General features: G+C 43.1%; 19 protein-coding genes and 1 pseudogene. 9 read left to right on the plus strand and 11 right to left on the minus strand.

The window, feature by feature from the left end; translation table 11 throughout:
• A partial coding sequence (locus MUP17_11315) for a hypothetical protein (GenBank protein MCJ7459570.1) occupies positions 1–1,282 on the minus strand: 1,282 nt, incomplete at its 3' end.
• Positions 1,283–1,466: 184 nt separating this feature from the next.
• Entirely contained in the window at positions 1,467–4,139 is a 2,673-nt protein-coding gene (locus MUP17_11320) for an N-6 DNA methylase (GenBank protein ID MCJ7459571.1), read from the minus strand.
• Between the two features lie 192 nt (positions 4,140–4,331).
• Between MUP17_11320 and MUP17_11325 the strand changes: the two genes are divergently transcribed.
• From MUP17_11325 to atpD, 9 genes are all read left to right on the plus strand, one after another.
• Positions 4,332–4,583: an AtpZ/AtpI family protein gene (locus MUP17_11325; protein ID MCJ7459572.1), complete on the plus strand. Its 252-nt coding sequence runs from the start codon at positions 4,332–4,334 to the stop codon at positions 4,581–4,583.
• A gap of 12 nt (positions 4,584–4,595) precedes the next feature.
• A complete protein-coding gene (locus tag MUP17_11330) occupies positions 4,596–5,030 on the plus strand; it encodes a hypothetical protein (protein ID MCJ7459573.1) in 435 nt (144 codons plus the stop codon).
• Positions 5,027–5,863 carry a F0F1 ATP synthase subunit A gene (gene atpB, locus MUP17_11335; protein MCJ7459574.1) on the plus strand — a complete coding sequence of 279 codons (837 nt, stop codon included), beginning with the start codon at positions 5,027–5,029 and terminating at the stop codon, positions 5,861–5,863. Before MUP17_11330 ends, atpB begins: the two co-directional genes overlap by 4 nt.
• A 38-nt stretch (positions 5,864–5,901) precedes the next feature.
• Positions 5,902–6,135, plus strand: a complete 234-nt coding sequence (gene atpE / locus MUP17_11340; protein ID MCJ7459575.1) for an ATP synthase F0 subunit C — start codon at positions 5,902–5,904, stop codon at positions 6,133–6,135.
• 99 nt (positions 6,136–6,234) lie between these two features.
• The gene (atpF, locus tag MUP17_11345) at positions 6,235–6,717 is read left to right on the plus strand and encodes a F0F1 ATP synthase subunit B (GenBank protein ID MCJ7459576.1); all 483 of its coding nucleotides are present in this window, start codon (positions 6,235–6,237) and stop codon (positions 6,715–6,717) included.
• Complete coding sequence (gene atpH, locus MUP17_11350) at positions 6,718–7,269, plus strand: ATP synthase F1 subunit delta (protein MCJ7459577.1); 552 nt, start codon at positions 6,718–6,720, stop codon at positions 7,267–7,269. It begins immediately after the preceding gene.
• Positions 7,270–7,509: 240 nt separating this feature from the next.
• Positions 7,510–9,018 carry a F0F1 ATP synthase subunit alpha gene (gene atpA, locus MUP17_11355; protein MCJ7459578.1) on the plus strand — a complete coding sequence of 503 codons (1,509 nt, stop codon included), beginning with the start codon at positions 7,510–7,512 and terminating at the stop codon, positions 9,016–9,018.
• A gap of 243 nt (positions 9,019–9,261) precedes the next feature.
• Positions 9,262–10,116, plus strand: a complete 855-nt coding sequence (gene atpG / locus MUP17_11360) for an ATP synthase F1 subunit gamma (protein MCJ7459579.1) — start codon at positions 9,262–9,264, stop codon at positions 10,114–10,116.
• A 233-nt stretch (positions 10,117–10,349) separates the two neighbouring features.
• Positions 10,350–11,765 carry a F0F1 ATP synthase subunit beta gene (atpD, locus tag MUP17_11365; GenBank protein MCJ7459580.1) on the plus strand — a complete coding sequence of 472 codons (1,416 nt, stop codon included), beginning with the start codon at positions 10,350–10,352 and terminating at the stop codon, positions 11,763–11,765.
• An 803-nt stretch (positions 11,766–12,568) separates the two neighbouring features.
• Here atpD and pilB read toward each other — a convergent pair.
• From pilB to MUP17_11410, 9 genes and pseudogenes are all read right to left on the minus strand, one after another.
• The gene (gene pilB / locus MUP17_11370; protein ID MCJ7459581.1) at positions 12,569–14,263 is read right to left on the minus strand and encodes a type IV-A pilus assembly ATPase PilB; all 1,695 of its coding nucleotides are present in this window, start codon (positions 14,261–14,263) and stop codon (positions 12,569–12,571) included.
• Positions 14,264–14,299: 36 nt separating this feature from the next.
• Positions 14,300–14,788, minus strand: a complete 489-nt coding sequence (locus MUP17_11375; protein MCJ7459582.1) for a roadblock/LC7 domain-containing protein — start codon at positions 14,786–14,788, stop codon at positions 14,300–14,302.
• A gap of 771 nt (positions 14,789–15,559) precedes the next feature.
• Positions 15,560–16,135: pseudogene (locus tag MUP17_11380) on the minus strand (GTPase domain-containing protein).
• Between the two features lie 21 nt (positions 16,136–16,156).
• Positions 16,157–16,501 carry a roadblock/LC7 domain-containing protein gene (locus MUP17_11385; protein ID MCJ7459583.1) on the minus strand — a complete coding sequence of 115 codons (345 nt, stop codon included), beginning with the start codon at positions 16,499–16,501 and terminating at the stop codon, positions 16,157–16,159.
• Complete coding sequence (locus tag MUP17_11390) at positions 16,476–17,372, minus strand: roadblock/LC7 domain-containing protein (GenBank protein ID MCJ7459584.1); 897 nt, start codon at positions 17,370–17,372, stop codon at positions 16,476–16,478. Before MUP17_11390 ends, MUP17_11385 begins: the two co-directional genes overlap by 26 nt.
• 21 nt (positions 17,373–17,393) lie before the next feature.
• Positions 17,394–18,254 carry a hypothetical protein gene (locus tag MUP17_11395; GenBank protein MCJ7459585.1) on the minus strand — a complete coding sequence of 287 codons (861 nt, stop codon included), beginning with the start codon at positions 18,252–18,254 and terminating at the stop codon, positions 17,394–17,396.
• Positions 18,255–18,352: 98 nt separating this feature from the next.
• Complete coding sequence (locus tag MUP17_11400) at positions 18,353–18,745, minus strand: hypothetical protein (GenBank protein ID MCJ7459586.1); 393 nt, start codon at positions 18,743–18,745, stop codon at positions 18,353–18,355.
• 3 nt (positions 18,746–18,748) lie between these two features.
• Positions 18,749–19,942 carry a DUF4388 domain-containing protein gene (locus MUP17_11405; GenBank protein MCJ7459587.1) on the minus strand — a complete coding sequence of 398 codons (1,194 nt, stop codon included), beginning with the start codon at positions 19,940–19,942 and terminating at the stop codon, positions 18,749–18,751.
• Position 19,943: 1 nt separating this feature from the next.
• The coding region (locus tag MUP17_11410) for a hypothetical protein (protein MCJ7459588.1) at positions 19,944–20,528 on the minus strand (585 nt) is incomplete at its 5' end.

A 20,528-nucleotide genomic window follows, 5' to 3' on the forward strand; every position in this document is an offset into this window, starting at 1 on the left:
GATTGGCAAAATAGATTTCTGAATCCTGAGGAGAGAGGCTGATTATCTTACCTGCTTGATGGATAACCTCCTGACAGACTTCCCCTGCTTTTCTCCACCAGACAGCTCTTTCATAAAGAACCAATCCATTGAAGATGAGGATGCCGGCGATAAACAAATTCAAGAACCTGAGTTTATTCACCCTTTCCAGGAAATAGATCAGCAGACTTGCCATTGATATAGAAAATCCTAAGGAAGAAAAATAAAGAAACCTCTGGCCATTTCCATTAACCAGGAGATAAGGCAAAATCCCGATGAGAATCAAGACCAGGCCCAATTTGAAACCAGGGATTTTCTTTCTCAGAAAGTGAATAATCAGTAAAAGAAAAGCCAAACTTATAATTAATATAACCAGGATTGCCCAGAAATTATTCAATTTGAATTGAACTATGTTATTGAGATAAGAATGCACCTTAAAACCCACCAGGTCAAAGAAGAGCCTGACCGGAAAAAGAAAGCTTATCCCGAAATAGCATAAGTTTTTGATTATCACCACTGGATTGAGCGTTATGAACTTCGACATTATAGGCTCAGGCACAGTAAAATACCTGATAATCGAATAAAGCACGGTCAATCCGAAAAACGGAGACGAGAACAAAATCCCCCTTTTGATCTTCGATGTGAGACCTCCGGATGATTTTAATGCTGTCAGGAGAAAAACTGCCAGGAAAATAGTTGTCCCATCCTCTTTGGAAAACAAAGCCAGTACGGACAAGATAAATGATAGCAAGTAGAATCCTAACTTCTGCTTTTCCAGATATCTCCACAAGCACCAGATCGAGCAGAGGTAAAAGAAAGTAACCAGATGGCTGGAAAGGGCTGAAATCCATAGGATGGTTTCCTCCTGGGCAAAATGGGACACGAAAATCAGGGAGGCGAAAAGCGAGAATTTGCGTTCTGAGGTGAACTTCGAAAGGAGAGCATAGAAAATCAATGCATTTATTATATGTAAAAAGAGACTGGCGATGTGATAACCCAGAGGGTTTAGCTGGAAAATCGCATAAAGAAACTGGAAAAGAAGATGAGTAAAAGGCCTGAACTTTAAAACTGGGTTATAATTCACGGCAAAATGAGAGATAGTATCGAGGCTGATCTTCTGAGAGTTTCTCAGCCAGACAAAATCATCCGAATTAAAAAAGGAGAAAATGCCGGGCAGAAAGATTAGGATACCAACCGAGAGTATGAGACAGTAATAAAGATATTTGCCGGATTTGTTTTCAGATTTTGTCGGTCTTGGCCGCATGGTCTTCATCGGAATAAAACTTATTAATTTCCGACGCAAGATAATGCGCACTATCTTGTCGAATTTGTTCAAGATATCTAACTGTTTCTATCGCAGTGTTGATTTTCTTCACAATACTTTTTTGGGTATCCAATTCTGGCACTGGAACCATAATTGACTTAATGTCTTCTTGATTAACACTAACTTAATTTACCGCTCTTTTTATTTTGCTGAGAATTTGCCGCCGCCCACCGATTGAAGAAAAATAGAAAACAATATATTCGGGGATAACTTTACTTTCAATAACTCTGAATCTCATAATGTTGGATTCAAAGACAGAAATGGATTCGGCGTCATCAAACACACAACACTTGCCGACATAATCTTCGCTATTTACTCTATTGAGTAAAATGTCCCCCATTTTCAAGGCATACCTTTTCTTTTCCTCTTCGGTTATTACTACTTTCTTAAATTCCTTGTTTAACAATTTCCCGTTATAAAAATTGTCAATCCTGACAATCGGAGTACCAGAGCCATAATATTGTTTTTCCTTATACAGCCCGTTCTGCATTTTCCCCTGATATATCAAGTCCTTTAGGGGCATCTTGTCAAATTTATCCTCGAATATGAATGGGTCAAACAAATTACTTTCTATACTCTTTATGGATTGCGTGGTTGCCTGAATAATGCTTAATCGTTTTTCAAAGATTTGTAACTTTTCATTTTGGAGATCAATGGGGAGGCGGGGAATGGGGAAATTCAATATTTTTGCCTCTTCAATCGTAGGATAAGTCGCACCTTGTTGCTGGCTTCGCAGGTAATCGTAAAACCTATTGTTAAAAGCGAGAAGAAAAAACAGGAATCTATTCATAAGCTCTTGTGTATTGCTTTTGACGATGAGAAAAGCCGACGATACAGTTATCTCATCTTCTGTAATGTATGACACGGCCCCCCTGGTAGGTCTTACTGTAGAAATGATTATGTTGTTCTTACGGGCCACCTTGCAAGTTGAGGTTGAGGACTTGTCCTTTAACAAATAGGTTTTGCCGTATAACTCTATATCTCCTATTTCGATATAGGGTATTTTCCGTTCCTCACCCCTCTCGCGAATAACCTCTACACACTCACTGAGTTTGTCTGAAGCGAACCTAGTTCTTTCTTTTCGTCGGGGTTTATAGGTTTCCGCATTAAGATTATAATTATTTACTCTTATGGTTTCAATATCTACTATCCATGATTTCTCTGTAGTGGCTTTTGAATCCCATGATTCTTGTAACAATTTCAGGTCATTCGATCCGATAGGTCTACGTCCTTTTATGCTACCAGTTTTTTCAAAACCATCTTCGTCTACCAAGAAAAACCAGACTTTCTTTGTTTGCTTGCCTCTTTTAAAAATTAGTATGCTTGTATTTACCGATGTGTATGGTTGAAAGACATAGTTATGTAATTTTATTACACCTTCTAACTCACATTTTTCTAAAAGATATCTTCTAATTTTTACATAGGTGGCATTCTTGTCATAGAGCACGCCCTGAAATGAAATTAGACCTCCCCTACCACCATTTTTTAAAGAATCAATTACATGCTTAATAAAAATCGGGTTGGCGTCTTCTGTATTAAACCCATATAGTTTCCCGTAATCCGTTCTTTGAGAAAATGGAAAATTTGTAAGAACTATATCATACATATTTTTAACACGATATTTTAAGCTGTCTCTCTGCTTAATGTTTGTATGACCATCGCCTGTCAGGATCATGTTCATTTTCGCTATTTTTGCGGTAGCTGTTAGTTCATTGCCATATGCAGTTTTTTCTTTTAGATACTTAATGTTCCTCTTGGTCTGACTACACTTGCTTTTTATGTGATGGAATGCTTCAATTAAAAAACCTGCCGTTCCACAACACGGATCGTAAACCTTGTCGCCAAAATTGGGGTCGACAAGCTTGACCATCAATTTCACAATATGCCTGGGTGTAAAATACTCCCCTAAATCATTTCCCACAGTGACAGAGTTTTTCAGAAAATACTCGAACGCGTCACCTTTTATATCAGAATCAACATTTATCAATTTCAACTTTCCTAAATCGTCAACGATTTTCTTTAGGATTCGAGGATTGGTAATTTTCAGTCTGGTTTCAAACACATCTCCGCTATGATTGTATCTTCCAACAAGGTGAGGTAATATGGTATCGTTGATATAGCTCAACATTCTTTGTTCATCTAAATCCGAAAAACTGCCCCAACAATATTGTTCTTCCAATATTCTTTTCTCGTCGTTCTTCTCTCTCTCCTCTTCCATTTCACTGATTAATTTCAGAAATAGAATATTGGCGAACTCTGTAAATCTTTCGATTCCTTCTCTCAGCCCTTCCTGGCGCAGTAGGTCGTTGGCTCTCCCGAATACCTTTATAAGTTCCTGTTTAGTGTATTTTATCTCTTGCGGTGACTCTATATCTGCTTTCTCGATAAATCTTAGTAAATCTTTCTCCGATAGTAGATCTGTTATCGGCTCACCGTCTATTTTTAACTCTGTTTTATCTTTGACATGGTATGTCTCTAATATTGCTCCATCCGTTGCTATGACAATATTAACTCCGAGAGGTACGGCGTAAAACTCAACCCCCTGCCTCAGGGCATCTTTTATGCTTTCATCCGGCCTTTTTGCTTCGATGACAGCTAGGATATTGTCAGTTCCAGACTTGTATAGAAAATAGTCGCCCTCTTTACCCTTCAATTTTTCTTTTTGTTCCTCGGTTTTCGGTGTCTCGGTGATAACATTACACTTGCGATCTTCTTCGTCAATTATCCAGCCAAGATTATGTAGTATTAGATCAATCTTTTTTCTTACGGCCGATTCTTTTAACTTGGTTTCCCTCATGCGTACACCTGTAAGGTTTTGGTAGGTCAGCTTCTCGAAGATACGATTCTACAAAATACCCTCCCCCCTTGTCTTTTGTCAAGTAAAAAAAAGTCCAAGTTGGCCTGCTCGATATTTTTAAAAATACTTGACTTTTTTTGTTTTGTATGTATAATAATTAGTTTTGAGCTTATGCAAGATATAAGGATTGAAATGGAAAACAAAGATAAGTTTTATTCCAACCTGAGGCAGGCAGGGATTTACACGGTCATACCTTTGATCCTGGCAGTGGGCCCGATAATCGGTTATTTCATAGGTAATTTTCTGGACAAAAAGCTGCACACCTCTCCCTACCTGATGATACTTTTTATTATATTTGGATTCATTGCCTCGGGCAAGGAGGTCTATAATCTGGTTAAAAGAGCAATGCAGGAGATGGATAACGAAAATAAAGGGGATAACTGAAAAGAAAAACCTATGGGTTTGGAATTCATAAATAGAATCATCCGTACCTCTTTGATTGTCTCAGCCCTAGCATTTCTGTTCGTGGCGGTTTATCGGAACTTCCCTTTTGGTCTGGGACTTTTTCTGGGCACCGCCTGGGGATGTTTGAATCTGTTTTTCATCACCCAGCTTGTAGTTGAAGCATTCAGCCTGAAAAAACCGAACAAGGGAAAACTTTCCTTAATACTTCTGGTCAAATTTCCATTGCTCTATTTTGCAGGCTACATTCTTCTTAGATTCAAATATTTTCCAGTGGAGAGCCTGCTTATAGGGTTCACCCTGATTTTTGTTATCACTTTTCTAAAGGCATTAGGACAGGTGGTGCTCCCCTCTGTTTCCACAGAAGACAAAAAGATCTCACCGTTGAACCCGGACAAAATCAACTCCATTGATAAAAGTTTAAGATGATCAGGATACTAAATATTCTCCTCCTCTTAGTCTCTACTGGAGCAAAGGAAGCTGGCAAAAAGGCAGCCGAACAAGGTGCCCCGGAGCTTCCCAATTTCATAACCTTACTTTATGAGAGATATGGCAAGACCGCACTAGTTCAGTTCTTACATACCTGGCAGAACGTAGTTTTCTCGCTGATAATCATTCTGATCCTGGGGTTTGTGGCCTATTTTTCTTCGAGACGAAAAACCCTGTTACCGGGGAAGTTACAGAACTTTATGGAGATAGCAGTTGAAAGCCTGGATAATTTCATCTGTGGGATTTTAGGGCCAAGAGGTAGACAGTTCACCCCGTTCCTGGGCACGCTTTTCATTTATATCTTATGTATGAACTTCCTGGGGTTGATACCGGGGATGAAATCCCCCTCCTCTTCTTTAAATACCACAGTTGCCCTGGCAATCTGCGTATTTTTGTATGTCCAGTTTACAGGAATTAAAAATTTAGGTATCATTGGTTATTTAGACCATTTAGCCGGTAATCCCAGAGATTTTGTGACCTGGGCTTTAGTCCCGATAAACCTGCCTATTCATATTATAGGAGAGCTGGCAAAACCGATGAGTCTCTCTTTGCGACTTTTTGGAAATATAACCGGAGAGGATATCCTGATAGCTGTCTTCGTGAGCCTGGGTGTAATGGCTTTAAGCTTTTTGAATCTCCCGGTGGGATTGCCTTTGCAGGTTCCTTTTATCTTTCTGGCTTTGCTTACCGGTACCATTCAGGCTTTAGTTTTTACCCTGCTTTCGACTATATATTTTTTACTTATGTTTCCGCATGAGGAAGAAAAGCATTAACTTATAACCTTTAACTTATTTGTTAAAAGGAGGATTTTATGACTTATCAAACTGCGCTGGCTTTAGCTCTACCCTTCGGGTTAGCTATAGCCGCTTTCGGCTCAGCTTTCGGGCTGGGCAGAGCGGTTTCTGCGGCAATGGAGGCAATGGGAAGACAGCCCGAAGCCGCCGGCAAAATCCAGGTAGGAATGATCATCGGCTGTGCGCTCCTGGAGGCTCTGACCATTTATGCCCTGGTAACTGTTTTCGTATTATCCGGAAAGATTGGTTGAGACGAATTGGTGGCGCGACCCTTTCAGGATCGCCTGAAAATTACCTTCTTTCAGGGAAGTATTGATTTTTTATCTTCCCTTTAGCCATGAGGTAGATATATGAATTTAGAAATCGGGCAGGTTGTCACTCAGATAATAGGCTTTCTCATTGCGTTATTTATCCTTAAGAGATTTGCTTGGAAACCGCTTTTAGGAATTTTAGAGGAACGCCGGACTAAGATAAAATCGGAATTCGACAAGATCGAAGATGAGAGGGAAAATGTGAAGGGGCTCACCTTAGAATATGAAGCCAAGCTGAAAGATATCGAGGGCTTAGCCCGGCAGAAGATCCTGGAATCGGTCAAAGAAGGCCAGCAGATGGCAAACCAGGTCAAAGAGAATGCCCGTAAAGAAGCGCTGGAGATTTTAGGCCGTTCCAAGGAGGAAATCCAGAGGGAGCTGGAAAAAGCCAAAGTCCAGCTCAAAAACGATCTGGTGAATCTCAGCCTGCAAGCCGCAGAGAAAATCATCCAGGTGCGACTGGACAAGGAGAAGGACAGAAAATACATTTCCGATTTCATCCAGGGACTGGAGAAGATTTAGATGATTGACCAGATAGTCAGCAAAAGATATGCGCTCGCCCTTTTCAATGCGTCTGAATCTGCCGGAGAAGGACTAACTGAGCAGACTCAGAAAGAGTTGAGCTTTGTCTCAGACCTGTGGGAGAAAAACTCTGAACTCAGAGCCTTTTTTGAAGCACCTCAGATATCAGGGGAAGATAAAGAGAAAATGCTTCAGCTGACTCTTAGAGGTAAAATATCTGAGCTTCTATATCAATTTTTTCTTTTCATTTTAAGCAAAGGTCGGATGGAACAGATCTGTGGAATAAACACCGATTACGACAAACTTTTGAAAGAGAAGGAAGGCCTGGTCGAGGCTCAGGTAATCACCGCTTCACCTCTGGATGAAGGGTTATCTGTGTCTCTAAAAGAAAAAATGGAGAAAAAGACTGGTAAAAAAGTGAGCTTGATTTTCAAGCTCGACCCTGGGATAATCGGTGGCATAAGAGTAATTGTCGGTAATCAGATCATCGATAAGAGCATCAGAACCGAACTCGACAAATTGAGAGAAAGCCTTCTGAGTTTGAAAGTCTGAAAAGACCGTAGCGTTGCCACTCCTGTGGCAACGGATTACCGTCCTCACGGGAGTGAGGACGCTACAGGTTATAACTTCCCGTTACTTTACGGGACGAACAAAAACAACGTCAGGGGTAAACCCTGACGCTACGAAAATATTAGAAGTAGTTGCCGAATTCATTAGGCTTGTTTCAATGATGTAACTTAAGTTATAATATCGAAAAGCCAATAGCTAACAGCGAACATCGAAGGAGTATTTATGCCTTTAAGGCCGGAAGAGGTCAGTCAGATAATTCAAAAAGAGATCGAAAAATACAAAACCAAGCTGGAGATGGAGAGTGTGGGTGTGGTCCTGCAGGTTGGGGACGGGATTGCCCGAATCTGGGGTCTGGAAGATGCGATGATGAGCGAGCTGATCCAGTTCCCGAATGATGTAATCGGGGTCATACTTAATTTAGAGGAGGACAACGTAGGAGCTGCCATTTTCGGCTCAGACCAGCAGATTAAGGAAGGGGATATAGTCAAAAGAACGGGCAGGATCGCCTCAGTCCCGGTGGGAGAAGCTTTAATCGGAAGAGTAGTTAATGCCCTGGGCCAGCCCCTGGATGGAAAAGGTCCTGTTGTTACTGAGAAATTCCGACCGATCGAAGGAAGAGCGCCCAACGTGGTGCAGAGACAACCGGTCAAGGAGCCGGTGCAAACGGGACTTAAGGCTATAGACTCAATGATACCGATCGGACGTGGTCAAAGAGAACTAATAATCGGTGACCGGCAGACCGGGAAAACTGCCCTGGCTTTAGACACTATAATCAATCAAAAAAACTCTGACATCTATTGTATTTATGTAGCTATCGGACAGAAGGATTCAACCATAGCTCAGGTGGTGAAGATCTTTGAGGATTATAAGGCAATGGAATATACCACGGTTGTTGCCTCATCAGCCGCAGACCCAGCTCCTTTGCAATATATCGCCCCTTATGCCGGCTGCGCCATGGGGGAGGAGTTTTTATATAATAAAAAACATGTGGTGGTGATATATGATGACCTTTCCAAACATGCTCAGGCGTATAGGCAGCTTTCCTTGCTTTTGAGAAGGCCTCCCGGACGTGAAGCCTATCCCGGCGACATCTTTTATTTGCACTCCAGGCTTTTGGAAAGGGCTGCTAAATTAAGGGATGACTTAGGAGGCGGTTCATTAACTGCTCTGCCGATAATCGAAACCCAAGCTGGTGACGTTACTGCTTATATCCCTACTAACGTGATCTCCATCACTGATGGTCAGATTTATCTGGAATCGGATCTTTTCTATGCCGGGGTCAGACCTGCTATCAACGTAGGAATCTCAGTCTCCAGAGTAGGTGGCAATGCCCAGACTAAAGCTATGAAAAAAGTGGCGGGGAGACTTAAGCTGGATTTAGCTCAATACCGGGAGTTGGCTGCTTTTGCCCAGTTTGGCTCAGAATTGGATGAGGCTTCCAGAGCCCAGTTGAATCGGGGTGAAAAAACGGTGGAGATCTTGAAGCAGGTTCAATTCGAGCCTATGCCTCTGGAAAAGCAGGTGATGATTATATACGTGGCAACTCACGGATATTTAGATGATGTTAAACTGGAACTGGTCAAACCCTTTGAGGTCGAATTCCATAAATTCATGGAATCTCAGTATCCGGATGTAGGACATTCAATTTCGCAGACTAAGAATCTGGACGAGGCAACTGAAAAGAAATTGAATGAGGCCATAAAGAAATTCAAACAGGAGTTTCTAAAGTAGGGGTTCGATTCATCGAACCAGATTCTTTGGAGTGTAAACCTTCAGGTTTACCAAAAAAGTAAAGCTAAAGCTTGTGCTCGTCGGGTCCCCTGACCCGACGAGAAACCTGCTAGGTCAGGGGATGTGGCAGGCACAATATTTAGTTGCTCGATTCATTGAGCAAAATAGCTTGATAAATCAAGCAACTACACGGTAATGTAGGGGTTCGATTTATCGAACCCACTCAGACGCGGTAACTAAAATATGGAATCATTAAAAATCTTAAGGCGAAGGATAAGATCTGTTAGCAGCACTATGCAGCTTACCAGGGCAATGGAGCTGGTCTCTGCTGCCAAGCTTAGGAAAGCTCAGACCAGGCTTGTATCCTCCAGACCTTATGCATCAAAAATGCAAGTTATCCTGGAGAACCTTTCCTCAGCTTCAACCACCATAACCCATCCTCTATTTGAGAAAAGAGAGGTCAAGCACAAGTGCCTGGTTATAATAACTTCGGATAGAGGACTTTGCGGTTCTTATAATGTGAATGTTTTTCGCAAGGCAGAGGAGTTCTTAAGTCAGGAGAGTAAGAACAAGATCAAGTTAGTACTCATAGGCAAAAAGGGATTCTACCATTACCGCAGAAGACCCTATGAGATAAGGTTGAAATATATAGATTTGGGAGGTAAGTTAGAGCTTACCAGAACAAAAGAGATAACCGCTAACCTGGTAAATCTTTTCTTATCCAGAGAGGTGGATGAGATCTTTTTGCTCTACACTAAATTTCTGACCGTCACCTCTTATCGGGTAGCTCTGGATAAGTTTCTGAATATCGAGAGGCCTGAGGAAGAAGAGAAAGGTTACATAGAATATATATTCGAGCCTTCAGCGGAGATGCTTTTTGATAACCTTTTACCCAGGTATTGCCTGACCCGTGTTCAGATAGCCTTATCTGAAGCATTTGCCTCGGAGCAGGGCTCCCGAATGATTGCAATGGGATCCGCTACCAGAAACGCCGATGAGATGATTGACCAACTGACTTTGCTCAGGAATAAAGCCCGGCAGGCTGCGATCACCAAGGAGATGGTGGAAATCGCCAGCGGAGTAGAGGCTTTAAAATGATATTAAGAACCCGACTGAAGTCGGTTTGAAGAAATTGTATTGTTCATAGCCACTTTAGTGGCGGAAGCGTCGCGACTAAAGTCGCTTAGAACCAAACTGGATATACTGGAGTGTAAACCTTTAGGTTTACCATTCTTCGTAAAGCTGAAGTCTTCGCCAGGATCCTGCGGACAAGACCTTGACGGCTTTACACTCCAATCAAGATAAATTCTTAGTAAAGGAGTAAAATAGAAATGAATATTGGTATAATCAAGCAGATAATCGGGCCCACAGTGGATATTCAGTTCCCTTCGGACAAACTGCCTAATATCCAGAACGCAATTAAGATCGTGGACGAGAAAAGGAATATCAATTTGACAGTTGAGGTAGCCATGCACATCGGGAATGATCTGGTCCGCTGTATCGCCTTAGCCTCAACTGATGGCTTGGTCCGGGGGATGCAGGCAATTGACACCGGAGGTCCTATCACCGTTCCGGTCGGAGAAAAAACGTTAGGCAGGCTCTTCAACCTCTTAGGAGAACCTATTGATGAATTAGGCCCTCTGCAGGATGGAGGGAAGAAATATCCGATTCACCGGCACCCCCCTGCATTTGAAGATCTGGATACAAAGGTTTCCATTTTCGAGACCGGGATCAAGGTGATCGATCTTTTAGAGCCTTATGTAAAAGGCGGGAAAGTAGGGCTTTTTGGAGGCGCTGGAGTGGGCAAGACAGTGGTGGTGATGGAACTGATCAGAAATATAGCTAAAGAGCATGGTGGTTATTCGGTTTTCTGTGGAGTAGGCGAGAGAACCAGAGAAGGAAACGACTTATGGCTTTCTATGAAGGAGTCCGGTGTTATTTCTAAGACCGTTCTGGTCTTCGGACAGATGAATGAGCCGCCTGGTGCCAGATTAAGAGTTGGTTTGACCGGTGTGACAATGGCTGAATATTTCCGAGATGAAGAGAACCGGGATATCCTGTTATTCATCGACAATATCTTCAGATTTGTCCAGGCTGGCTCAGAAGTTTCAGCCCTTCTGGGCAGAATGCCCTCTGCAGTTGGTTACCAGCCTACCCTGGGCACTGAGATGGGTGACCTGCAGGAGAGAATCACCTCCACCAAATCAGGCTCCATAACCTCGGTTCAGGCAATCTACGTGCCTGCAGATGACCTGACTGATCCGGCACCTGCAACTGCTTTTTCTCATTTAGATGCCACAACGGTTTTATCCAGACAGCTTACTGAATTAGGCTTATATCCTGCAGTTGATCCCCTGGCATCGACTTCGCGCATTTTAGACCCAAATGTTGTTGGTCAGGAACATTATGAAACCGCCAGGACAGTACAGAAGATTTTACAAAGATATAAAGACCTGCAGGATATTATCGCAATCTTAGGAATGGATGAGCTTTCAGAGGAAGATAAGACGATTGTAGCCCGGGCAAGGAGAATCCAGAAATTTTTATCCCAGCCTTTTTATGTGGCAGAAGCATTTACCGGAACTGAAGGCAGATATGTGAAATTAGAAGATACCATCAAAGGGTTCAAAAAGATAATTCAGGGAGAATTAGACAACCTGCCTGAACAAGCATTCTATATGGTTGGAGGAATTGAGGAGGTATATCAAAAGGCGGAGGAGATAAAGAAAGGATTAAGGGCATATTAGTTTCTCCCTCTCCTCTTAGGAGAGGGTCAGGGTGAGGTTACTCATAATCCCACCTTGAGGGCAAGATGGGATTATTTTTTTTCTAAAAACAAGAATGGTCCCGCCACAGGCGGGACCTCTACCTTAAATCTTTAGCAACCCTGCAAGGGACGCGCTACGATTCCTTCTCCTTCCTGAGGAGAAGGTTAGGTATTTAATGTAGCGGAAACCTTCAGGTTTCCACAAGGAAATGGAAGGCTAAAGCCTTCCGCTACAAAAAAAAGTTAAGGTATTACCACCCGATCCTAATTTCCTTTATGGTGTGACGAGGTAACTCTGACCCCACCAGAAAAAATGGAAGGCTGAAGTTTTCCCCTACATAAAATCGTCAGCGACCCTGAAAGGGTCGCGCTACGAATCCCTCTCATTCCCAGAGAGAGATTCAGGGTGAGTTTCTTCAGTCACTCGAACTCATCCCCTGGCCCCTTCTCCCCGCCTTTGGCGGGATCTTCGACTTACTAAGAGAAGGGGAGCAAAAATCCATCTTTTTACAAGAGAGGGATTCAGGGTGAGTTCGCAACCTAAAGCTTGTACCTTACCGAAACAAGAATGGTCCCGCCAAAGATTGGACCGATACAAAAAAACGTCCGGGATAAACCCGGACGCTACCATATTTTTTCGACGTTGGTCAGGAGACCAACGTAGAGCAGAAATGGTCACGCTCAACGTGTAAAGCTCATGGCTTTTTGTTTTACACCGTTATTCCAGTTCAAACCGACTTTAGTCAAGTTTTACGCCACTAAAGTGGCTATGAACAAATCAATCTAAACTGTGGTTTCCGCTATTACCTCTTCGATGGAAGTTATACCATTTTTGAGCTTCTCTATAGCAGCCATTCTGAGCGTCAGCATCCCATTAGCAACGGCATACGCATTTATCTCCTGACTGGATTTACCCTCTAAGATCATCTTCTCGATATCCGGAGTGATAGGCATAATCTCAAATAGACCGGTTCTGCCGGAAAAGCCGGTTTTATTACATTCCTGACAACCCTTACCCTGATAAACCTTGAAATCTTTAATCTCGTTCTCCGGAACACCTAATCTCAAAAGTGTTTCCGGCCTCACTTCAACTTCATCTTTGCAAAAATTGCAAATCTTCCTTACCATTCTCTGAGCCATTATCAATCTTACTGCTGAAGCCACCAGATAACCGGGCACTCCTATGTCTACAAGCCGGTTGATAGTACTCGCCGCATCATTAGTATGCACCGTAGAGAAAACTAAATGTCCGGTTAAAGCGGCTCGAATAGCTATATCGGCTGTTTCCCCGTCTCTTATCTCTCCCACCATGATAACATCCGGGTCCTGACGCAGAAAGGACCTCAGACAGGTGGCAAAGGTAAAACCTATGTCGCTCTTTATGGCTACCTGATTTATGCCATCGAAATTGAATTCCACCGGGTCCTCTGCTGTCATTATATTTATATCCGGTTCATTAATCTGTTTTAAAGCCGAATACAGAGTGGTGGTTTTACCACTTCCCGTGGGACCGGTTACCAAAACCATTCCATAAGGTAACTTGATCGCTTCTGCAAATTGTTTTAATCCCTTTTCCGGAAATCCAAGTTTAGTCAGATCCACCATCAAGCTTCTGGGATCCAGAATACGCATAACCACTTTCTCTCCGAAGATAGTTGGCAGAACTGATACTCTAATATCCACTGCCCGGTCTCCTATCTTGACTTTGATCCTTCCATCTTGTGGCAGTCTTCTCTCTGAAATATCCAAATCTGCCATAATCTTTACCCTGGAGACTATAGCCGCCCGGTATTTGAAAGGTAAAGGAGACATCTCCTGCAGGTTGCCGTCTAATCTGTATCTAACCCTGATCCTTTTCTCATAACTCTCCAAATGAATGTCCGAGGCACCTCTTTTTATGGCATCCGAGATAATCCCGTCTACTAATTTTACTAAAGGTTTGTCCTGTACTGCTGAGCGCAGGTCTTGTTCTGTGGGAACCTCTTCAGAAGCTTCTATGACCTCCAGATCCTCTTCTTTCATCCCTTTCAGGATCTCATCTATTCCGGAGCTTTCCTGATAGTAGACATCGATGGCTTTCTGGATGGCTTTTTCCGGGCTGATGACCGGCTGAATCGAGCAGCCAGTGATGAATTTGACTGCATCTAATACGTAGATGTTGCTGGGATCTGAAATGGCGACTATTAAGGTACGGCCTAACTTGCTGACCGCAATAACGTTGAATTTCCTGGCGATGTCCGCAGGAATGAGCTTGACGACTTCGGGGTTAAGCTCGATATCCGAAATCCTCAGAGCTCCGATGTTAAGCTGTCTCCCGATGAATTCGGACAGCTCATCCTCATCCTGGATGGCGCCCATTTTCACCAGGACCTGCCCTAACTTAGCATCACCTTTTTTCTGGAGCTCTAAGGCTTTAGCTAACTGTTCACGGCTGATCTTCCCAGCCTTGACCAGCATCTCCCCCAATTCTACAGACATAGTTAGTTACTCTGAGACTTTTAAAGCTGATCAGTTTTAATCTCTGAAAATATCATTTAACCGGTCTTCGGCTGATGCGGCAAAGCCAGAATCTATAGCTGGCTCGCTTTTCTTCTTGCTCTGGTGTGCCTGCCCCAGGATAGCGGCTAATTCCTCACCACATTCCTTGGCATAAAGCCTGACCATCCCAATGGTAGTACGGTCGTCAAAGATAACCACCAGGATCGATCTTTCCCCTACTAAGGAGATATGAATATGGTCCTTTTTCCCCTGATGGAAAAGAACCGAAAACTCCGGCTCCCCGACTAATCGGGCGATCTCCCGGGTAGAGGCAAAGCTTCCTGCAAGAAGAGCTGCCAAAGCCGTTGTGTCCAGGGAATGGGTGAACCCCTGACGGGTTATCAGGTGGCCGTCTTTATCCACCAGGAGAGCGCATTTAGCTTCAGCCCCTTTGATCAGCTTAATCAAAGCCCGATCGATTTTCTCGATCTCTTCCTCATGGATAATCAAGTTATCATCCAGCAATTTTTACCTCCTGTCCTTTGGATCCAAATTCGGACCTGCTATTTTTTGTATCCATCTCCACAAGAATCCGCCTTTGGCGGGCTTGGTTTTCTTTTGTCTTAACATCGGCGAAATGATAACTTTACTCTGGAACGGAAGACTGGTTTCTTCAGCTTTTACCGTTTGAGCCGGCTTCTCTGGGACTGCCTCTTTAGAGACTCTTTCAGCCTCGACAGTTTCCCTTTCGACCTCAGATTGACTTTGGATAAGCGTCTTCTTTTCTTCCTCCATCTCTTTCATTTTCTCGATTAGCGCGGCTTGCTCTTTTTTCTTCAACTCTTCTGCTTCTTTAATTTTTTCCAATTCCAATGCCTTCTTTTGTCTTTCGACTTCCGCCATTTCTCTTTCCAGCTTTTCCATGAACAGCTTCTTTCTTTCTGCTTCTTCTCTATCCTTTCTTGCCTTTTCTTCCTGCTTTCTCAGTCTTGCCTTGATTAACTCCTCCTCTTTCTCTTTCTGTAATCTTACTGCTTCTTTGGCTTGTTCTTCTTTTTCTCTTTCTCTCGTTTTTTCCAACTTTTCTTCCACCCGGTAGGTTTTCTCGGGCTGCTCTAGATCTCTTTCCACCTCTTCAAAAGAATCTTTCCCCAGCGGAGTTTTAGGTACAGCTTCTCTTGGGGGAGCATACGGCTTTTTCTCCAGCTCTTCTTTCTCGGCTGATGGCATAACCGAAGGTTTAGATTCTGCTGCCACTGAGACCAGTTCCTTTTTCCCCTCTGGCTCAGATTTACCCCTGGCTTTCTCCAGAACCAGTTTGCTGATGGCTTTCAGAGTGTCGAAGACACCTATCCCCTTGACCACCACAGCTTCAAAATAAGGGAGTCCCCTGGGGTTCAAGCACTTCTCCAGCTCTTCTAAACTGGATACCTCTTCTAAGTCCCTTTTATTATATTGAATAATCATGGGGAGCTCTTCCAGGACATAACCGTATTCTTCCAGATTCTCTATCAGATTATTCATGCTTTCGATATTCTCCTCTAACTTAGCTGCTTGCGAATCAACCACAAAGACCAGCCCGTCCACTCCTCTCAAGACCAGTTTCCTGGTGGCATTGTAATAAACCTGGCCCGGAACCGTGTAGAGCTGAAATTTTGTCGCAAACCCCTGTACCGGACCTATATCGATGGGCAGAAAATCAAAATAAAGAGTTCTGTCCGCATCGGTTGCCAAAGAGATCAGCTCTCCTTTGGTTTGAGGAGGAGCCTTCTTATGTATATAAATGAGGTTGGTGGTCTTGCCACTCAACCCCGGTCCGTAATAGACTATCTTACAGGAGATCTCTCTGAAAGCATAGTTTATCGAGACCATCTTCTGCTTTCTTCTCTTTTTTTAAAAATTCCGCTCTTTGATTTTAGAAGCAGTGTTCTTGATCTCCAACCGAACCAATCCGATGTTCACGTTCGGCTCGGTCGTCACCACCAGTATCCCAAAACCCACATCCGTCAGGAAAAGCTTCCCCTGCTCGGCTTCGATGGTTACCTGCTTCAGATGAGTACTTTTCAGCCTCTCCAGAGATTTCTGAACCGTACTGATGATCGAAGCTGCCATGGCGCCCACGGTCTCATCTTGAAATCTGGTGTCCAGATCCGCCGCGATGATAATACCATCATTCCCCACCAACATGCTTCCGGTGATACCGGTGGTTTTGTTAAGCTCCTCTAAGATCTGATACATTTCTTCCCTCCTCTGATCCCAGGAGTTTTCCATATTTTTCTTTTAAGAACTTTTTGAGCATTTCAGCTGATTTCATTATTCGAATGTTCAGCAGTTCATCCGTATTACGACTGGCTATGGTTACCAGCGTAAAATCTAAAACCCTATTTAGATTTATCCATCTCTTGGGGGTGAACAGCTGAATTCTTTCTATCTTGGATTCTCCCAATTTTTTTAGCAGATTGGAATTTATATCCTCCAGGCTCAAGGCTAAAGGAGCAACCTTCTCGCCGTCCAAACCTTCCTCGCAAGTTTGTCCCAGAATCAACCCTTCGGAGTCAACTAAAAAAGCTCCCTCCACCCCGGAATATTCCTTGAGGTAGCTCAAAGCATTTTCCAGAGTGCCTTCTTTTGGTTCAGCCTTTGGGTGGAGAGGAACGATTTCATCCCTCACCTCCGGGATAGGCTTGGACCTCTCCAATTTTTTATCCCTCTCATGTTTTATGATCTTGTCTCCAAAAGAAAACTTGAAAAGCAGGGGCAGCAGTACCAGCTGAAACAGAATCGACGGAAGATAGGTTGCGATCCCCGATTTCAAGGATGAAAGCAGATTCAAAGAGAACATAAAGGAAATGAGAACTCCGAAGATTATGCCGATTGAAACCCTGAGCAAAAAACTAAAAAAAGAATAAAGCATGACCATAGGAAAGGAGAGAAAAGGGAAAAGGAGAAAGTAAATCAAGATATACCAGAGCAGTTCCAATGGAAAAAGCAAAAGAGGTTTTAATTCGAACCCGAGACTCTTGGGAAAAAAGAGCAGCGGGAAAACCGCCAGGAAGGCAGAAAGTATAAAAAACTGCCGGTATTCTTTAAAATTGTCTTCTCTTTCCATGGTTTTTTGCCTTTTTGAATTTTACTCTTCAGCCAACCTCTCTAATATCTGATCAACCTGTATCTTCAAAAACCCGAGATTGGCTTCGCTTCGGCAGACCATCAGCAAGATGTATTTTTTTAACCTGACTGCCCAGAAGTCCATCTCCTCAGTTTCCAGCAGGAACTGGTGCAGCTCGCCGAAGTTGATCGAGGGAAGGTTTTCTCTTATCTCCCTGAAAATCTGGGTGCCTGTAGCTCCAAGGCTTTCCTGGTCAAAATCGATCTTTAATCTGCTTTCTCTGACCAGACCATCATCTCCTATCACTAATGCCGCCATAAGACTTGGCAGAGAGGTTAAGCTGAAAAGAGCCTCTGAAAAAGGTAGGTTCTTATCAATTATTTTTACCGGCTTCTCTTCCTGACGGAAAGTCTCCTCTGGAGGCATCAAAACTGCTTCCCTTTTCTTCTCCTTCTTCTCCTCCTTGAGACCTTTCTGAACTTCCTCCAGCAGGGTTTTGAGGGTTGAATTCTTTTTGTCGGTTGAAAGAAGTTTTTCGACTATATTTTTTGCTTCTTTGAATTCTCCTCTTTTTGTCATTATCCGCGCTAAGAGCTGCTCGGTCAAACGAGTTCTGCCATCTGATTTTATGGCTAAAAGGAGCTCTTTTTCTGCCTCTGAATACATCTCCCGGTCAAAATTTATCTTGGCCATAATCTGATGTCCGGCCCCATAATCCGGATGGTTTCTCAGCCCATTACGGCAAAATTCAAACGCCCTATCCAGCTCTCCTTTTTTCCTGTAAGCCTCTGCCAGAGCTGCAAATATCTGAGAATCTGGATGCTCAGAAAGGATTTTTTGACACTTGTCAATCCTTTCTTCTAATTCCAATAGATTAGCCATAATCTTTTCTCTCTAAAAAAGATATACCATGGAAATTATCGACATTTTAAGGGAATAACTTAACTTTAAAGAATAGAGCCTTAGGAGGAATGCCCTTTTCAACTGAGTTTTTTCTTTAAAAGAATTAATCCAAAAACCAGAAGAAAAAAACCCAGAAGTTGAAAAAGGAAAACAAAAGTGGGCAGACCGCTTACTGCGCCTAAACTCTGCAGAAACTCCAGGAAAACCGAAATAAGCAAAATCGACAGAGCCAGACCCGAGAAAACCCAGACCGAAGAAAGCTCTCCCCCCTTAAGTAATGAATAGATTTTAAGAGCAAAAAAGATGCCGCTGCCCAGGATCAAGAGAATTATGAGGGTAAGCAAAGTCCCTAAAAAGGATGCCTCGCTTGTAGCTTGCTCCTCAGCCAGGCAGCTGCTCCAGGGTAAAAAAACCAGGAGCAAAATTAACCAAATGGACCGAAATTTCGATTTTAACCCAGACGACTTCATCCTCTAAACCGACTCCTCCCCTTTTAAAGCCAATTTAAGAGTTCTGAAAAGGTCATCTTCTAAACTGTATTTCTTTACCACTTCCCTTTCCTTTAGAAGAAAAGGAGCTGTGCTTTTCTTTATCTCAGTGGTGATAAGCCTGGTGATATCCTCCCCCAGGTAGTTATGGGCCAAGGTCAGATATCCTGAAAGCAGGCCCTGCAGGCCATGGGAAACCTGGTGTAATCTTACCTCTTCCGGGATATTGTTCAATCGCATTGCAAAATCACTGGACTGAAGTAAAGTTCCGTTTTTTATCAGATGATTTAGAACCGGAAATGAGGACTGCTTTTGAGTCAAAGCACGCTCCCACAATTTCTCCTGAACTTTACCCAATTTCTGCAACAGGACTTTATCCACTATCGAAAAGCTGGTGGAGAATACCTGAGTTAGAATCTCCAGCAGAGCCGATTCTTCCTTCCTCTTGTCTTTTCTGGTCTGCCTTTTTTCTCCCGGAGTCACCATCCCCTGATCTATAAGCTTGAGCAGTGCCCTGGAGGTGCTATATTCACCCAGAGGGCTTTCCTCTAAGATATCTGGATAGGTTCTCTCCCCGTCAACCATAAGCAATACTTTGAACTCATCCAGGCTCAGGCTGACCGAAGAGGAAGAACCGACCTTGGGATTCGGATTACCCTTCAGCACCATATCATCCTTCGGAAGGGTTTTCTGCATCTCCACCATTTCATCTATTTTTCTGGTCCCCTCCATAATGACATTGATGGTATTAAGATTGGTGGTAATCTGTCCTTCTGCTGGCTCTTTGTCGTCCTGGAAAATAAAATCCCCCTCTTTCCAGCTAAAAAGGTTGTAAACGATCTCCTCGATCTGCAATTTCAGACAGGCGACCAGTTCTTCTTTTTTCAAAAGCCCCATCTCCACCACTGTTGCCCCGATCATCTTACCGGTTGCCCGGTGCAGCTTTATAACCTGATCTAATTCAGCCTGAGAAAGTTTGCCCAGCCTTATAAGCAGGTTACCGATCAACTCCTCTTCGGTGTTAGAGGAAGTGGCATAGACAATGTTTCCCTCCCGGAAGTAGATCTCTTTTCTCTGTGCCTGACGCATCAGGGTCAGCACCCCGGTTTTCTTGCTGGAGCCGATTAGCTGCAGCAAGTCTGGAAAGGAGAGGGTATTTAAATTTCCGTTTAAACTCATACTAAAGACTATAGGTTATTTTTCTTTTTCCCAGCACTGTGCTGATATCAAACTTTTTACTTTTAACTTTGATTGTCACTGCTCCGAGCCTGGAAGTCTGGAAAACTTTATTCTCAAAACTCTGAGAAAATTTGAATTTATTATAGCCTGAAATTATTAATTCCTGGATTCCACTGTTCAGTGCTAAGTGTTCTATATTGCTTGTATTAGCTCCCTGAGGATTAAAACTCACCACATCCGGTTGAAGCTCAAAAACGGTGCTTTCAGGCAAAAACCGCTCACTCACCAGGAGCTTGAATTTTCCATAACTCACTATCAAAAGGGGACTTTCAACTTCAGTCCCCCCTTCAGAGTTTTTATCGGGATAAATCGAAAAAACCTTAACCTTCCCGAAGAACTGATTGAATTCTCGTAGGTTCCGCATACGGGCTACCAAGCCGCTTGGTTCATTCGAAATCGAGAGACAATCCATATCCATCCATACCTCTTTTACTTTAATCTCGCTCAAAAGCTCCGATACCTTCTTTTCCTCCTCCTTTTTGTCAGTCAAGATAAGGCCATCCAATCTGGTTATCCCTTTTTTGTA

Source organism: Candidatus Zixiibacteriota bacterium (assembly GCA_022865345.1).
In the GTDB taxonomy this organism is placed as follows: Bacteria; Zixibacteria; MSB-5A5; order MSB-5A5; family RBG-16-43-9; genus RBG-16-43-9.

Bases quoted from the DNA above. Each gene is read 5' to 3' on its own strand.
- MUP17_11320 (MCJ7459571.1), bottom strand. From the start codon at position 4,139: ATGAGGGAAACCAAGTTAAAAGAATCGGCCGTAAGAAAAAAGATTGAT.
- MUP17_11325 (MCJ7459572.1), top strand. From the start codon at position 4,332: ATGGAAAACAAAGATAAGTTTTATTCCAACCTGAGGCAGGCAGGGATT.
- MUP17_11330 (MCJ7459573.1), top strand. From the start codon at position 4,596: ATGGGTTTGGAATTCATAAATAGAATCATCCGTACCTCTTTGATTGTC.
- atpB (MCJ7459574.1), top strand. From the start codon at position 5,027: ATGATCAGGATACTAAATATTCTCCTCCTCTTAGTCTCTACTGGAGCA.
- atpE (MCJ7459575.1), top strand. From the start codon at position 5,902: ATGACTTATCAAACTGCGCTGGCTTTAGCTCTACCCTTCGGGTTAGCT.
- atpF (MCJ7459576.1), top strand. From the start codon at position 6,235: ATGAATTTAGAAATCGGGCAGGTTGTCACTCAGATAATAGGCTTTCTC.
- atpH (MCJ7459577.1), top strand. From the start codon at position 6,718: ATGATTGACCAGATAGTCAGCAAAAGATATGCGCTCGCCCTTTTCAAT.
- atpA (MCJ7459578.1), top strand. From the start codon at position 7,510: ATGCCTTTAAGGCCGGAAGAGGTCAGTCAGATAATTCAAAAAGAGATC.
- atpG (MCJ7459579.1), top strand. From the start codon at position 9,262: ATGGAATCATTAAAAATCTTAAGGCGAAGGATAAGATCTGTTAGCAGC.
- atpD (MCJ7459580.1), top strand. From the start codon at position 10,350: ATGAATATTGGTATAATCAAGCAGATAATCGGGCCCACAGTGGATATT.
- pilB (MCJ7459581.1), bottom strand. From the start codon at position 14,263: ATGTCTGTAGAATTGGGGGAGATGCTGGTCAAGGCTGGGAAGATCAGC.
- MUP17_11385 (MCJ7459583.1), bottom strand. From the start codon at position 16,501: ATGTATCAGATCTTAGAGGAGCTTAACAAAACCACCGGTATCACCGGA.
- MUP17_11390 (MCJ7459584.1), bottom strand. From the start codon at position 17,372: ATGGAAAGAGAAGACAATTTTAAAGAATACCGGCAGTTTTTTATACTT.
- MUP17_11395 (MCJ7459585.1), bottom strand. From the start codon at position 18,254: ATGGCTAATCTATTGGAATTAGAAGAAAGGATTGACAAGTGTCAAAAA.
- MUP17_11400 (MCJ7459586.1), bottom strand. From the start codon at position 18,745: ATGAAGTCGTCTGGGTTAAAATCGAAATTTCGGTCCATTTGGTTAATT.
- MUP17_11405 (MCJ7459587.1), bottom strand. From the start codon at position 19,942: ATGAGTTTAAACGGAAATTTAAATACCCTCTCCTTTCCAGACTTGCTG.